The 13,635-nt window shown below is 72.0% G+C and carries 16 protein-coding genes; 8 read left to right on the top strand and 8 right to left on the bottom strand.

Going from position 1 to position 13,635, the window contains the following annotated elements; translation table 11 throughout:
- Positions 1-40: 40 nt before the first annotated feature.
- A complete protein-coding gene (locus AB0O28_RS08355) occupies positions 41-424 on the top strand; it encodes a nuclear transport factor 2 family protein (RefSeq protein WP_363637688.1) in 384 nt (127 codons plus the stop codon).
- Positions 425-498: 74 nt separating this feature from the next.
- Here the strand turns inward: AB0O28_RS08355 and AB0O28_RS08350 are convergent, their stop codons facing one another.
- On the bottom strand, positions 499-1,251 hold the full coding sequence (locus AB0O28_RS08350; protein ID WP_363637686.1) for a sulfite exporter TauE/SafE family protein: 753 nt from the start codon (positions 1,249-1,251) through the stop codon (positions 499-501).
- A complete protein-coding gene (locus tag AB0O28_RS08345; protein ID WP_363637683.1) occupies positions 1,248-1,793 on the bottom strand; it encodes a helix-turn-helix domain-containing protein in 546 nt (181 codons plus the stop codon). The genes AB0O28_RS08350 and AB0O28_RS08345 overlap by 4 nt, the downstream gene beginning before the upstream one ends.
- A gap of 67 nt (positions 1,794-1,860) precedes the next feature.
- Here AB0O28_RS08345 and AB0O28_RS08340 point away from each other — a divergent pair, with 67 nt between their 5' ends.
- Positions 1,861-2,766, top strand: coding sequence for an alpha/beta hydrolase (locus tag AB0O28_RS08340; RefSeq protein WP_363637681.1), 906 nt, complete (start codon positions 1,861-1,863; stop codon positions 2,764-2,766).
- 66 nt (positions 2,767-2,832) lie between these two features.
- On the opposite strand, the gene AB0O28_RS08335 is transcribed toward AB0O28_RS08340, so the two are convergent.
- From AB0O28_RS08335 to AB0O28_RS08320, 4 genes are all read right to left on the bottom strand, one after another.
- Positions 2,833-3,831 (bottom strand): NAD-dependent epimerase/dehydratase family protein, encoded by a 999-nt coding sequence (locus AB0O28_RS08335; RefSeq protein WP_363637679.1) that lies wholly within the window; start codon positions 3,829-3,831, stop codon positions 2,833-2,835.
- A gap of 5 nt (positions 3,832-3,836) precedes the next feature.
- On the bottom strand, positions 3,837-4,373 hold the full coding sequence (locus tag AB0O28_RS08330; RefSeq protein WP_363637677.1) for a GNAT family N-acetyltransferase: 537 nt from the start codon (positions 4,371-4,373) through the stop codon (positions 3,837-3,839).
- Between the two features lie 256 nt (positions 4,374-4,629).
- Entirely contained in the window at positions 4,630-5,214 is a 585-nt protein-coding gene (locus AB0O28_RS08325; RefSeq protein ID WP_363638386.1) for a DUF4865 family protein, read from the bottom strand.
- 25 nt (positions 5,215-5,239) lie between these two features.
- Positions 5,240-5,797 (bottom strand): TetR/AcrR family transcriptional regulator, encoded by a 558-nt coding sequence (locus tag AB0O28_RS08320; protein ID WP_363637675.1) that lies wholly within the window; start codon positions 5,795-5,797, stop codon positions 5,240-5,242.
- Between the two features lie 176 nt (positions 5,798-5,973).
- Between AB0O28_RS08320 and AB0O28_RS08315 the strand changes: the two genes are divergently transcribed.
- A complete protein-coding gene (locus tag AB0O28_RS08315) occupies positions 5,974-6,597 on the top strand; it encodes a lysophospholipid acyltransferase family protein (RefSeq protein WP_363638384.1) in 624 nt (207 codons plus the stop codon).
- A 60-nt stretch (positions 6,598-6,657) separates the two neighbouring features.
- Positions 6,658-8,280 carry a penicillin-binding transpeptidase domain-containing protein gene (locus AB0O28_RS08310; RefSeq protein ID WP_363637673.1) on the top strand — a complete coding sequence of 541 codons (1,623 nt, stop codon included), beginning with the start codon at positions 6,658-6,660 and terminating at the stop codon, positions 8,278-8,280.
- Positions 8,281-8,366: 86 nt separating this feature from the next.
- Here AB0O28_RS08310 and AB0O28_RS08305 read toward each other — a convergent pair whose 3' ends face one another.
- Positions 8,367-8,624: a DUF3040 domain-containing protein gene (locus AB0O28_RS08305; protein ID WP_363637671.1), complete on the bottom strand. Its 258-nt coding sequence runs from the start codon at positions 8,622-8,624 to the stop codon at positions 8,367-8,369.
- Positions 8,625-8,759: 135 nt separating this feature from the next.
- Between AB0O28_RS08305 and AB0O28_RS08300 the strand changes: the two genes are divergently transcribed.
- On the top strand, positions 8,760-9,947 hold the full coding sequence (locus AB0O28_RS08300) for an Rv2578c family radical SAM protein (protein ID WP_363637669.1): 1,188 nt from the start codon (positions 8,760-8,762) through the stop codon (positions 9,945-9,947).
- 72 nt (positions 9,948-10,019) lie between these two features.
- On the opposite strand, the gene AB0O28_RS08295 is transcribed toward AB0O28_RS08300, so the two are convergent.
- On the bottom strand, positions 10,020-10,631 hold the full coding sequence (locus tag AB0O28_RS08295; protein WP_363637667.1) for a TetR/AcrR family transcriptional regulator: 612 nt from the start codon (positions 10,629-10,631) through the stop codon (positions 10,020-10,022).
- Positions 10,632-10,904: 273 nt separating this feature from the next.
- Between AB0O28_RS08295 and AB0O28_RS08290 the strand changes: the two genes are divergently transcribed.
- The 3 genes from AB0O28_RS08290 (at position 10,905) to AB0O28_RS08280 (ending at position 13,628) form a co-directional block, all read left to right on the top strand.
- Positions 10,905-11,552 carry a CatB-related O-acetyltransferase gene (locus tag AB0O28_RS08290; protein ID WP_363637665.1) on the top strand — a complete coding sequence of 216 codons (648 nt, stop codon included), beginning with the start codon at positions 10,905-10,907 and terminating at the stop codon, positions 11,550-11,552.
- Positions 11,553-11,730: 178 nt separating this feature from the next.
- A complete protein-coding gene (locus AB0O28_RS08285; protein WP_363637663.1) occupies positions 11,731-12,921 on the top strand; it encodes an erythromycin esterase family protein in 1,191 nt (396 codons plus the stop codon).
- Between the two features lie 29 nt (positions 12,922-12,950).
- Positions 12,951-13,628, top strand: coding sequence for a 50S ribosomal protein L11 methyltransferase (locus AB0O28_RS08280; RefSeq protein WP_363637661.1), 678 nt, complete (start codon positions 12,951-12,953; stop codon positions 13,626-13,628).
- Positions 13,629-13,635 lie beyond the last annotated feature (7 nt).

Raw genomic sequence — 13,635 nt, 5'->3', positions numbered from 1 at the left:
CGCGCGAACCCCGGCGTACGGGGGCCGACATAATCGCTTCATGGATCATGTCGCGGTGCGGGAGTTCGTGGACGGCTGGGTGGCGGCGTGGAACGCCCATGACGTGGACGCGGTGCTGGCTCACTTCGCGGAGGACGTGACGTTCCGTTCCCCGGTCGCGGCGCAGCTCGTCGGTGGCGATGGGACCATCCGGGGCAAGGCGGCGCTGCGCGCCTACTGGGCGGAAGGGCTGCGGCGCATCCCCGACCTGCGGTTCGAGGTCCTCGGCTCCTACGCCGGCGTCGATTGCCTGGTCATCAACTACCGCAACCAGAAGGGCGGGCTGGTCAACGAGGTGCTGATCTTCGACGGCCCGCTGGTGGTCGAAGGATATGGGACGTATCTCGGCGACGACGCGAACCCCGCCGGCGCGACGGCGAGCTGAACGCGCCCGTGGTCGTCACCCGGGATTCCCGGCGCCGATGACCGGGCCCGCACTCGGCGCGGGGATCTCGGTGATCACATCTCCGGTGCGATCCACAGGCGGGCCGCCAGGACGAGGCCGATCAGGGCGACCACCCAGCGCAGCAGCGCGGCCGGCAGGCGCCTGGTGACACGAGGGCCGAGTGTGGACCCCGCGAACAGGCCCGCGGCGAGAGGGGCGACGGCGGCCCAGTCCACGGGCCCGAAAAGGGCGAATCCGGCGGCGGAGACCAGCGCGCCCGCGCCGAGGAGCATGTTCTTCAGAGCGTTGGCGGCGGGCAGTCGCGGCTCGGCGGTCACCAGGAGAAGGGCGAGGATCATCACCCCCGACCCCGCGCCGAAGTATCCGTTGTAGACCGACAGGGCGATCAGCCCGAAGGGGAGAACCGCCTCCGGCGAACCGCTCCGCCCGTGACGTACGGCGAGCCACGGCTGCGCGAGCAGCGCCATCGAACCCGCGGCCACGAGAAACGGCACCACGCGGGCGAAGACACCGGGCGGGGTGGACAACAGCAACGCCGATCCCGCCGCCCCGCCCAGCGCCGACAGCGGCACCCAGCGCCGCAGCCACGGCCCCGTCCCGCGCAGTTCGGGCCGCGAGGCCAGGGCCGAGCCGGGCCAGCAGGCGACGAGCGCGACGATGTTGGCCACGTTCGCCGCGAGGGCGGGCAGGCCCGCCGCGAGCAGGGCCGGATAGGAGATGAGGGAGGTGATGCCGCCCGCGGTGCCGACCAGCCCGGCGAGCACTCCGGCGGCGGCCAGCAGCGCGGCGTCACCGATGCCGGTCAAGCCCCGGCGTCCGGCGCGGGTGTCTCGACCGGGAACAGGATCGGGCTGAGCAGGTGCCGCCTGCGGTCCTGCGCGGGGCCGTGCCGCATCCGCGCGACGATCACCGCGCGCAACTCCTCGATCATCTCGGCGCGTTCCCCGGGGCTCAGCCACAGCACGTGCTGCCGGTAGCCCACCTCGTCGGCCACCGGGTCGGCGCCGTCCAGCCCGAGATAGGCGTCGAACTCGGAGATCAGCGCGGCCATCGCCGTCGCGAAGGTGCGCCGGTGGTCGTCCGGCGACATCGCCGCCACGACTTCGGTGCCGATCACCACGCGCTCACGCAGCCGGTAGCGCCGTTCCACCGCGCCGCGTACGCGGTGCTCGCCGTCCACCTCCAGCACGCCGGCGTCGGCGAGCGCGCCGACGTGGCGGTAGACGGTCGCCTTGTGCACGTCCGATATGCGCTCGCACAGCTGCGCCGTCGTGAGAACCCGCCCACCGGCCAGGGCCTGCACGACGCGCAGCCGCACCGGATGCGCGAGCACCTCCATCACGTCCATGGCCCAAATGATCGCACGTGTGCTACCGTTCGCAGAAATGCGAATGATCATTGCGGAAGAGGGCGGAATGAGACGACCGTCATCGGAAACGACGACCCCGCCACTGGGGCGTCTCCACGAGGTCGGGGAACGGCGGCTGATGCTGCACCGCTCGGGCTCCGGCGGTCCGAGCGTGGTGTTCCTGCCCGGGGCGGGCCTGGTCGGGCTCGATTTCCTGAACGTGCATGAGGGGGCCGCGGCGTTCACCACGAGCGTGCTCTACGACCGCGCCGGCACGGGCTGGAGCACCCCCGTCCCCCTCCCCCGCGGCGCGGCCGACGTCGCCGCCGAACTGCGCGGTCTCCTGCGCGCCGCGGCGGTCTCCGGGCCGTTGATCCTGGCCGGTCACTCCCTTGGCGCCTTCTACGCGCGCCGCTACGCGCAGCTCTTCCCCCGCGAGGTCGCCGGTCTCCTCCTGATCGACCCCGGCCACGAGGACATCCTCGACCACATGCCGCCGCAGGCCGCCGAGCTGGCCGAGCGGATGCGGCCCGACCCGGCGCAGATGCCGGAGCTGACCGGCGAGCAGCAGCGGGCCGCCCGCGAGGCGTACGGCCGTCTGTACGCCGAGTGGCCCGCACCGGTGCGCGAGGCGCTGATCGACCATCACCTGGCGTCGTGGCGGACGAGCCTGCGGGAGACGGAGAACTTCGAGTCCGAGGTCTACGGCGAGCTGCGCGAGGGCGGACCGCTGCCCGACGTCCCGCTGATCGTGCTCACCGCCGGAGGTGTGAACCCCTATTGGGCGAAGTTCATGCCGGGAGAGGCGGTGCGCGAGGCACACGACGGGGTGCGCGCCCTGCACGCGGCGATCGCCCGCTCGGTGCCCAGAGGAGAGCAGCGCGTGATCGACGGCGCCTCGCACCAGTACCTGCATGTCGAGCGGGCCGAGGAGGTGCTGCGGGCGATCCGCGACCTGGCGGCCGCGGGCTGAGCCCCGGCGTCACCCGGCGTCACCCGGCGGCGCGGATCTCCTCGAGCAGGACCGCCGGGTCGTCCGTCATCGGGTCCCGCGCGCCGACCGCCGCCAGGCGTCGATGACGGCCCGCTCCTCGGCGGGATCGAGCCCGGGCGGGAACTCGGGGATCTCACCGGACCCGGTCAGCCACGCCCAGGTGTCGGCGACGGTCTCCACCACCGGACGGCACCGCAGCCCCGTGGCCAGGGCCCGGCCGACGCCGGTCCAGATGAGCCCGGCCTGCTCGGGACCTGGCGGGATCCAGCCCGGCAGCGCCGCCCACCGGTCGATCCCGGCGGCCTCGATGGCCTCGGGCTCGACCCAGACCGGCTCGGCGAGCCCGCCGGTGACCGCGACCGCGGACTCCAGCAGGTCGCGGGTCGTGGTGTGCCCCTCCGGGTTGACCAGGTTGACCGGGCCCCGCACGCCGCCCTCGGCCGCGTCGAGAAGCCAGGCGGCGAGGTCGCGCACGTCCACGAAGCGGAACGGCTGGCCGGCGGGGCCCGGGGCGAGCATCTCCCCGCCCCGCGCGGCCCGCAGCAGCCAATGCGGCAGCCGTCCCTGGTCCTCGTACGGCCCGAGGATCAGCCCGGCCCTGGCCAGCACGGCGCGGTCGCCGAAGGCCTCCTCCACGGCGATCTCGCCGCCCCGCTTGTTCGGGGCGTAGTCGGTGTCCCCGGCCTCCGCCGAGGCCTCGACCGTGGGCCAGTCCTCGGTCAGGCCGACCGGCGTCGGGGGCGCGTACACCGCCCTGCTGGAGACGTACACGTACCTGCCCGCGCATCCGGCCAGCGCGCGGGCGCTGTCGCGCACGACCCGGGGCGCGCCCGCCCAGGTGTCCACCACGGCGTCCCACCGGGCCTCGGCGAGCGGGGCCAGGTCGGCCGGACGCAGCCGGTCGCCGGTCACCGCCTCGGCTCCCGGGTGGGCCCACCCGGCGAACCCGCGGGTGAACGTGGTGACGTGCCAGCCGCGCTCCACGGCGGCCGTGACCACCCACCGGCCGACGAACGTCGTGCCGCCGAGCACCAGCAACCGCATGCCGCTCACGCCTGACGGCGGATCCGGTACAGCACGTGGCGGCGCAGCGGGTGCCCCTCAGGGAGCACCGGGTGGTCGAAGTCCCCGGCGGCATCGTGGGTCATCCCGATCCTGCGCATGACGGCCTGCGAGCGGACGTTCGGCACCGCCGTGAACGAGACGATCTCAGTCAGGCCGAGGCGGCCGAACCCGTCCTCCAGCGACGCCCGTGCCGCCTCCGATGCGTACCCCCGCCCCCAGGCGGAGCGGGCGAGCCGCCAGCCGATCTCCACGCACGGCGTGAAGTGGGCGGTGAACCTGGGGACCTGCAGTCCGGTGAAGCCGATGAACTCCCCGTCCGCCTCGACCGCCCACCAGCCGAACCCGCGCTCGTCGAACCCGGCGTCGGCGCGCTCGGCTAGCGCGTCGCTCTCCTCGCGGGAGAGCGTGGCCGGGAAATGCTCCATGACGGCCGGATCGGCGTTCAGCGCCGCGAAGGGCTCCTTGTCCTCCTCGCGCCAGCGCCGCAGCACGAGCCGTTCTGTTTTGATCGAAATCGTCACCCGCCGACGATAGTGCACGCAGGCTTGGGCCGCTGATGACGGAGCCCGATGCGGGGGGCGGGAGAAAGCAGAGGCGAAAGTCGGCTAGAGTCGTTCATGGCCGATGTGGTTTGTGTCCCCCGGGCCGCAATCACCGCCTTCACGGAATACCGTTCGGCTGGAGCCGTGTTGTGCATCTCGCCGAGGAGGCGACCGCCACATCGGCCCTCGGCGTGGGCGCCCCGCGAGACCTGTTCTCGCGGGGCGCCTTGTCTTCTCACCAGGCCCGGCCTTCGGGCAGGCTCGCCAGGCCGGGCTCGGACAGGTGCAGCACCTCGTAGCGTTCGGCGTCGCCGTGAACGCCGGGAACCTCCCGCTCCCACAGCGCGTACGTCAGCAGCGTCCAGTGATGAGGGTCCACGGCGAGGGCGGCGGTGTGCAGGCCGTCGGCGCCGGCGAGATCACGCAACTCGGCGAGGGCGCCCGCCACCTGCTCGGCCGGGTCGGCAGAGGCGGGCATCGGCGTCAGCCGCCGCGACGCCGCGAGAGGCGCCGCCCGCCGGGCCGGGCCGGCCTCGACGGCCAGGCCCGTCCAGTGCCGGACGACCGGGCGGCCGAAGTCGGCGACGATGCCCTGGAAGCCGCCCCCTCCGACCAGGAACTCGCCCATCCTCCCGGCGTCGTTCCAGAGGTAGAACGGCGCGTACTGGTTGACCGGCGACCCGGCGACGCCCCGCTCTCGGATCAGGTAGGCCTTGAGGCCGAGCCCGGCCCGGTCGTCGAGGGCGTGGCCGCGGGTCGCCACCCGCTCCCGGATGATCGTCATGTCGTAGCCGGCGGGCAGAGTGATCTCGTACTGCATCGCGTACACAGCGGGTTTCCTTGTCTCAAGCGCGGGACAGCAGGGCGAGCACCCCGTCGACGGCCTCGTGGAACGGCTCGGGCGAGCCCGCCGCGCGGGCCAGGACGTAGCCGCCCTGCAGCACCGCCACGATCGTCGCGGCGGTCCGCACGGGATCGAGAGCGGCGCCGAGCTCGCCCCGGTTCCGCCCCTCGGCCAGCACCGCCGCGAGCCGGTCGCGCAGCCACGCGAACGTCTCCTCCACCGGCCGCCGCAGCACCGGATCGGCCATCACGTCGGGGTCCTGGGTGAGTCGGCCGATCGGGCAGCCCCGCAGCACGTCCCGTTCGCGCCGGAGGTAGGCCGACACGCGCTCGACGGCCGTGCCAGGGCCGTCCAGGATCTCCTCGATCCCCGCGCGCATCACCTCGGCCGTACGGCCGATCGCCGCCAGCGCGAGATCGGGCTTGCCGGAGAAGTGGTGGTACATGCTGCCCTGCCCGGCTCGCGCCCGCTGCTGGATGGCCCGCGGGCTGGTCCCGACATAGCCGCGCTCCCACAGCAGTTCCCGGGTGCTCTCGATCAGGCGGTCCGGTGTGCTCATGCTGTACATACTAGTAGGTACAGCAGTGTGTTGGTGAAGCCGTACAAAACACGAGAGAGTGTGTTGCAGAGGGCGTACACCTGTGCGGGGGCCCGAGCGGCCTAGGGTATGTCCGTCAGACCGGAGAAGGAGAGGCCGTGCTCTACCCCGCCCTGAAGTTCATCAGCGTTCCCGTCATGCACGCGCTGTGGCGGCCGCGGCTGGAAGGACTCGAGCACGTCCCTGCGCACGGGCCCGCGATCCTCGCTTCCAACCACCTGTCCGTGCTCGACTCGTTCTTCATGCCGGCCGTGGTGCCGCGGATGGTGCGGTTCGTGGCGAAGAAGGAGTACTTCACCGGTAACCCCCTCGTCGCGGCGTGGATGCGCGCGATGGGCGCGATGGAAATCGACCGCGAGAACGTCTCCGCCGCCCAGGACATGCTCGACGCCGCGGTGGAGGTGCTCAAGGCGGGCGAGCTGTTCGGCATCTACCCCGAGGGCACCCGCTCCCCCGACGGTCGGCTGTACCGGGGGAAGATCGGTGTGGCCTGGCTCTCCCTGACCACCGGCGCCCCGATCGTGCCCGTCGCCATGCTCGGCACCGAGAAGGTGCTGCCGCCGGGCACGTCGGTGCCGCGTCTGCACAGCATCGGCGTGCGGTTCGGCGAGCCGATGACCTTCACCGGCGACCCGGGCAACGCGAGGGACCGGCGGCGGGTGACCGACGAGGTCATGGCGGCGATCCAGCGTCTGTCCGGGCAGGAGTACGTCCCCCGGTACGGCGCCAGCGTCAAGGGCGTCGGCGGAACAGAAGTGTAAATAACGATTTGACCCCGCTAGGCTCTGTTGCCGACCACAGGGCCGTCGATGGGGGTGCACGTGCCGCGAGGACGTACTGTCGCGATCTCGGCCGCCGTGGCCGTGGTGCTGGTGGGGGCGGCAGCAGGCGGGGCCTACTACGTGCTGCACACGCGCGGCACGCCGCAGGAGACCGCGTCGCGCTTCGCCGCGGCGTGGTCCCGGGGCGACCTCGCGGCGATGAAGGCCGAGCTCGCCTCCCCCGCCGCCGGCTTCGACGCGGCGTACGCCGAGCTCACCAAGAACCTCGCGGTGACGAAGGTCGTCGTCCGGGACCTGCGGACAGGCGCGGCGAAGGACGACAGGGCGACCGCCTCCTACACCGCCACCGCGACGGTGAAGAACGTCGGCGACTGGACCTACAAGGGGTCGCTGAAGCTGGTGGTCAAGGACCACTACTGGAAGGTCGACTGGTCGCCCGCCGCGGTCCACCCCGCGCTCGACGGGACCAGCCATCTGGCGCTGAAGACGTCGTGGCCGCAGCGGGCGGCGATCACCGGCGCCGACGGCCACCGCATCGACGGCGGCGACGTGGGCGGCTCGGTGCAGCAACTGGTCGGCTTCCTCGACAAGGCGACGGACAAGGACGTCGAGAGGCTGGGCGCCGCCTACAAGAAGGGCGACGCCGTGGGACGTGGCGGCCTGCAGGAGACGTTCCAGAAGCAGCTCGCCGGCACCCCCACCACCGAGATCCAGGTGGTGGGGCCGGCCACGAAGACCCTCCACTCCGTGAAGGGCTCCCCCGGCAAGGACCTGCGGACCAGTCTCGACCTGAAAGTGCAGAACGCCGCCGCCGACGCGGTGCGCGACCTGGACAAACCCGCCTCGCTCGTCGCCGTCAGGCCCTCGACGGGCGAGATCCTCGCCGTCGTCAACAACAGGGGCGGGTTCAACCGCGCGCTGGACGGCAGATATCCGCCCGGGTCCACGTTCAAGACGATCACCGCCGCGGGGCTGCTCGCCGAGGGACTGACCCCGTCCAGCCGGGTGACCTGCCCGAAGGAGGCGGTCGTCGGCGGGCTGAAGATCCGCAACTCCGACCACGAGGCGTTCGGATCGCTGTCGTTCCTCGACTCCTACGCCCACTCGTGCAACACGACGTTCGCCCCGCTCGCCGCGGACAAGCTGAACGCGGCCAAGCTGTACGACCTGGCGACCGATCTGGGCTTCAACCAGCCGCTGCGCATCGGCGTCCCGGCCACCGCGGGCAGCATGCCGAAGGCCACCAGCGCCGCCGACCTTGCCGCGGAGTCCTTCGGGCAGGGCAGGATCACCGCCAGTCCCCTGGTCATGGCGACCGTGGCCGCCGCCGTGGCGGACGGCTCCTGGCGGCCGCCCACACTGGTGCCCTCGATGAAGCAGAAGGCCGCTCCCAAGGAGCTGCCGCAGGACGTCGTCACGGGCCTGCGGTCGATGATGCGGGCGGTCGTCACCAAGGGCACCGCCCACGCCGCCGGACTTCCCGGGGGGACGGCAGGCAAGACCGGGACCGCCGAGTTCGGCACCGGCCCCGAACTCGACTCGCACGCCTGGTTCATGGGCTTCCGCGGCGACCTGGCCTTCGCCGTGGTCGTCGAGGGCGGCGGAATGGGCGGCGCCGTGGCGGCTCCGGTCGCCGCGCGCTTCCTCAAAGGCCTGTCCTGATCCCGCCGCCGAGGCGGGCGGCGCGCGCAGCGGGCGTGGGGTGACCGCGCTCGCCCGGGTGCCGGGAGGGCCGGATGACGCCCGAGCTACACGGGGAGAGCGGCGGCGTCGTGCCGCAGGGCCATGACCAGCAGGGTCGCGATCAACGTGGCGATGAGCAGCCAGCTCACCGCGATGATCACCGTCGAGCGGCCGGGCCGGCGGCGGCCGGCGCTCCGCCCCTGCCGCCCGCGCTCCGCACGGTGGTTGAACGACTCGAGCCTGGCCGCGAGCTTCGGGTCCTCGTCGGTGAGGTGCCGCTCGATCATCGCCAGCATCCGCTCTTCGTCCTGCGACCAGGCCATCGCGCAACTCTCCCAGAACGCAAGGTATGTGCCGACGTTCTGCCCAACGATGAAGATCGTTAGCCGTTTCCAGGGCCGCGATTTACCGCCCGTTGCACGTTGCGATCTCCATCGAACCTCTGTTCTAATCGGAAGGTGCGGTGGGATGGGCTGCGCCTCGACGTGGGCGTCGACACGGGTGACGGCGGGCACGATGACGGCGGCCAGGGCGGTGGGCAGGGCGGCGGACGTCATAGCGACGGACAGGGCGGGACGACGCCCCTGTTCGCCCGGTCGGCCGTGGCGAGGACCTTCGACACCCCCGAGTTCCGCGGCGTCACCTTCTACGAGATCCACGCGCGGTCGATCATCAACCGGGTGCCCTCGGCCAGCCGGGTCCCGTTCGAGTGGACCGTCAACCCCTATCGGGGCTGCACCCACGCGTGCACGTACTGCTTCGCCCGCAAGACGCACGAATACCTCGATCTGGACTCAGGACGGGACTTCGACTCGAAGATCGTCGTGAAGGTCAACGCCCCCGGCCTCGTGCGCAGGGAACTGGAGGCGCCCCGCTGGGGCGGGCACCCCATCGCGATGGGGACCAACGTCGACTGCTACCAGCGGGCCGAGGGCCGCTACCGGCTGATGCCGGGGATCCTCGCGGCCCTGCGGGACGCCCGCAACCCGTTCTCGATCCTGACCAAGGGTTCGCTCATCCTGCGCGACCTCGGCCTGCTCGCCGAGGCGGCGGAGGTGACCGACGTGAGCACCGCTGTCTCGATCGGGTTCACCGACGAGTCGCTGTGGCGGGCCGTCGAGCCCGGCACCCCGTCGCCGCGCAAGCGGCTGGAGGTGTGCGCCGCCCTCAACGGGCACGGGGTCCCGTGCGGCGTGCTCATGGCGCCGATCCTCCCCTATCTGTCCGACTCGCCCCGGACGCTGGAGACCACCGTCCGGCGCATCGCCGAGGCCGGCGCCACGCATGTCACACCGATCGTGCTCCACCTGCGGCCCGGCGCGCGTGAGTGGTTCATGGCCTGGCTGTCCCGCGAACACCCCCGGCTGGTCCCCCGCTACCTGGAGCTGTACGGCAGGGGCGCCTACGCCCCCAAGGCCTACCAGGAACGCATCGGCGAGATGGTGCGGGCGCTCGCCCGCGAGCACGGCATCGGCCGGTCGGCTCCACCCGGCGGCGAAGCAGGCGCGCGCGGCGGCCGAGCGGCAGAGGCACGCGGGGCCGGAACAGCGGGGACGCGCGGCGCCAGCGCCGGACAGCGCCCCGGCGAACGGTCGGCGCCGCCGCCCGCGCCCGCCGCGACGCCCGAACAGCTCACACTCCTTTAAGGCGGCCACCTTCGCCCGCGTGGAATTTCACTCTGGGCGGCGTGATCGTCCGATACGGGATCGACGGAGTGATCAGGTGTCGCCGGACGGCGGGGTCCCGTCGAAGGCGCCGGCGGATGCGGCGAGGGCGGCGGTTCTGGCCGCGCGGCCGGGTAGGCCCGGGTCGGCGGGCGTGCGCAGAAGCACCAGATGGTGGTAGACGGGCGCGGTGGCGGCGATGAGCAGTGGCCGGGCATCGGTGTGCGGGGGGAGCTCGCCGCGCCGGATCGCCCGGTGGACGATGGCCTCGCAGCGGGCGTAGCGGTCTTCCCAGAGCCGCCGTTGGGCGTGGTCGGCCTTGTCGGAGCGGAAGGAAGCGGCGATCAGGGCCCCCATGATGGGCGGCTGTGCGGTCAGCGCGTCCTGGATCTCATGGTTGAGTGCCGCCAGGTCACCTTCCAGAGAACCGGTGTCCGGGGGTTGCCAGGCGTCGTCGCCCGCCGCGTCCAGGACGTCGGCGAGCAGGCCTCCGACGTCTCCCCAGCGCCGGTACACCGTGGCGCGGTGCACCCCCGCACGGGTCGCGACGGCCTCCATGGTGAGCCCGTCGTAACCGCCCTCTCCGAGCTCCGCCAGGACCGCGTCGAGCACCTGCTCACGGATACGGGCGGTGCGGCCGCCGGGCCGGCGCCGGGACTGTGGCACGGGCTGAGCACCCTCCGGTGGCGGCGCTGAAGGAGTCATCGTTGGTGGCCCGTTTGCTCGATGGGACGGTGTCATGACAGCATCTTAATGCATCAACTGTCGCAATAGCGGGGTCATCGGTGGTCTTCTGACTTTCGCCCGGCCGCGGGCTTCTGGCGGCCGCCCCGCCCACGAACCTGCCCCCGAATGCCGTGAAGTGCCCGAATGCCCGCACAGGTCCTCAACGCCCGCCCCCGACGTCCGCGAGCTCCCTTGCGGAAAGGAAACGTTTTGATGGTGCCCGCCGACCCGACCGTGCTGCATCCGATGCCCGGGCAGCCTCGGGTGGTGCTGCTGAAACCGCTGATCACCTCACCGCTGATCGAGGTCGGCGAGTTCTCCTACTACGACGATCCGGATGACCCGACCGCCTTCGAGACGCGCAACGTGCTCTATCACTACGGGCCGGAGAAACTGGTCATCGGAAAGTTCTGCGCGCTGGGCGAGGGCGTGCGGTTCATCATGAACGGCGCCAACCACCGCATGGACGGCCCCTCGACGTTTCCCTTCCCGATCATGGGCGGTTCCTGGGCGGAGCACTTCGACCTCATCACCGGCCTGCCCGGACGGGGCGACACCGTGGTGGGCAACGACGTCTGGTTCGGCTACCGGGCCATGGTGATGCCCGGTGTCCGCATCGGCCACGGAGCGATCATCGCCTCCGGGTCCGTCGTCGTCGACGACGTTCCCGACTACGGCGTCGTCGGCGGCAACCCCGCCAGGCTCATCCGCCGCCGCTACAGCGACGCGGACATCGACCGCCTCCTCGCCGTCGCCTGGTGGGACTGGCCGATCCGGCACATCACCGAACACCTCCGCACGATCATGTCCGGAAGCATCGACGACCTGGAGACCGCGGCGGCCGCGCGCCCACACCGCTGATCCACTCGCGCTCCGGCCCTTCAGAGTCCCGGCCCTTAAACGTTTCAGCACTTCAGAGTTCCAGCACTTCGGAATCGAGCCATCGGCATGCCTGCTCCGTCCCGCCACACCCCGTTCGCCGGCTGGCTTCACAGCCGCGCCGTTCCGCTCACCCACCTCGACCCGGCCGCGCCACTCGATGACCTGGAGCCGCTGCGCGACATCGTCGGCGACGCGCGTCGTCGCGATCGGCGAGAACTCCCACTTCATCACCGAGTTCTCTCTCATGCGCCGGCGCATCCTGCGGTTCCTGGTCGAACGCTGCGGCTTCACCGTCCTGGCCTTCGAGTACGGCTTCAGCGAAGGCTTCCCCCTTGACGCCTGGGCCCAGGGGGAGGGCGCGGACCATGATCTGTCGGATCACCTCGCCGCGGCGATCCCGGTCGGCGTCGAGGAGCCGCTGCGCTGGATGCGCCGGCACAACGCCACGGCCGCAGCGCCGGTGCGTTTCGCCGGGATCGACATCCCGGCGGCCGGTGGTTCCCTGCTTCCCGCCCTGGCTCCGGTCGCCGACTACCTGCGCCAGGTCGATCCCGAAGCCCTACCGGTCGTCCAGGCGGCGATGCGGATCGCGGAATCGTTCGCCGGTGCCTCCGCGGCCGCGGCCGCGCCCGCGTGGACCCGTCTGACCAGCGCCGAGCAGGACGCCCTCAGCGCGATCCTGATGCGCCTGCTCCTCCGGTTCCGCGCCGTCGAGGTGCTGTACGTCTCCCGCGGCGATCGGGCCGGTTACGACATCGCCCTGCGCCGGCTCGAGGCCGCCTGCCACGCCGACTACGGCTTCCGCGCGATGGCCGGCCTGTACGCCGGCACCGGCCTGACCGCCGACACCTCGGCCCGCGACGTCTACATGGCCGGGTCGGTCCTGTGGCACCTGAAGCGGTTCGGCCCCGGAACCCGCATCGTGCTGGCGGCCCACAACGCCCACATCCAGAAGACGCCGGTCTCGTTCAACGGCCACCTCACCGGGCTCCCCATGGGACAGCATCTGCACGGCTCCCTGGGCGATGACTACGTCGCCCTCGCCCTGACCAGCGTCACCGGGCACACCGCCGACATGCGCCCCGACGAGGACGCGCGCTTCGGGTTCGCCATCGACGACACCGCCCTGCAGCCGCCCGAGCCGGGAAGCGTCGAAGCCGCCTTCGCCGACGCCGGTCTGGGGCTCAGCATCGCCGATCTCCGCCAGGCGCCCCACGGGCCCCCCGGCCCCGACCGCATCCGGATACAGAGCGCCTACGTGCACACCCCCGTCCTCGACGCGTTCGACGGCGTCCTCAGCACCCCGGCCTCCACCGTCGCCGACGACGTCCGGCTCCCGGGCGCGTAGCCCCGGACGTGCGGATACGATCGGCGGCCGTGGAGAACGACACAGAGAACGACACGGAGGACGACGTCGAAGATTTCGTCCGCGCGCACACCACGCTCGCGGCCGTGCCGTACGTGCCGGAGGTACGGCTGCACACGATCACACCGCTCGTCACCCGGGACGCGGGCGGAGACGACCGCGTGTACGAGCTGTGGGAGCGCGCCGGGCGGCTGCCCTTCTGGGCGTGCCCCTGGGCCGGCGGGCAGGCGCTGGCCCGGCACGTGCTCGACCACCCCGAGATCGTGCGGGGCCGTACCGTTCTCGACCTCGCCACCGGCTCGGGGCTCGTCGCGATCGCCGCGGCGCTCGCCGGAGCCGCCCTGGTCGTCGCCAACGACGTCGACCCGTACGCGCTGGCGGCCGTCAGGGTGAACGCACGCGCCAACGGCGTGGCGGTGCGCGTCGCCGGGGGCGACCTGCTCGACGGAACGCCGTCCCAGCAGGTCGTGCTGGCCGGCGACGTCTACTACGAGGAGCCGCTGGCCCGGCGGGTCACCCCGTTCCTGTCCCGGGCCGGAGGCGCTGTCCTTATCGGGGTGCCCGACCGCGCTTGCTCCTATCTCCCGGAAGGCGTGTTCGAGCAGGCCGGCGTGCATCGGGTGCCCGCCGCGCTGGAGAACACCCTCAGCAAACGGACGACCATATATCGGCTTTCAGGCACTATGTGATCTAGTT

This window comes from Microbispora sp. NPDC088329 (assembly GCF_040685655.1).
Classification (GTDB): domain Bacteria; phylum Actinomycetota; class Actinomycetes; order Streptosporangiales; family Streptosporangiaceae; genus Microbispora.
This window is presented reverse-complemented; position numbering and strand designations above follow the sequence as displayed.

Bases quoted from the DNA above. Each gene is read 5' to 3' on its own strand.
- AB0O28_RS08340 (WP_363637681.1), top strand. From the start codon at position 1,861: ATGAGACGACCGTCATCGGAAACGACGACCCCGCCACTGGGGCGTCTC.
- AB0O28_RS08315 (WP_363638384.1), top strand. From the start codon at position 5,974: ATGCACGCGCTGTGGCGGCCGCGGCTGGAAGGACTCGAGCACGTCCCT.
- AB0O28_RS08320 (WP_363637675.1), bottom strand. From the start codon at position 5,797: ATGAGCACACCGGACCGCCTGATCGAGAGCACCCGGGAACTGCTGTGG.
- AB0O28_RS08285 (WP_363637663.1), top strand. From the start codon at position 11,731: ATGACCTGGAGCCGCTGCGCGACATCGTCGGCGACGCGCGTCGTCGCG.
- AB0O28_RS08335 (WP_363637679.1), bottom strand. From the start codon at position 3,831: ATGCGGTTGCTGGTGCTCGGCGGCACGACGTTCGTCGGCCGGTGGGTG.
- AB0O28_RS08290 (WP_363637665.1), top strand. From the start codon at position 10,905: ATGGTGCCCGCCGACCCGACCGTGCTGCATCCGATGCCCGGGCAGCCT.
- AB0O28_RS08355 (WP_363637688.1), top strand. From the start codon at position 41: ATGGATCATGTCGCGGTGCGGGAGTTCGTGGACGGCTGGGTGGCGGCG.
- AB0O28_RS08345 (WP_363637683.1), bottom strand. From the start codon at position 1,793: ATGGACGTGATGGAGGTGCTCGCGCATCCGGTGCGGCTGCGCGTCGTG.
- AB0O28_RS08325 (WP_363638386.1), bottom strand. From the start codon at position 5,214: ATGCAGTACGAGATCACTCTGCCCGCCGGCTACGACATGACGATCATC.
- AB0O28_RS08305 (WP_363637671.1), bottom strand. From the start codon at position 8,624: ATGGCCTGGTCGCAGGACGAAGAGCGGATGCTGGCGATGATCGAGCGG.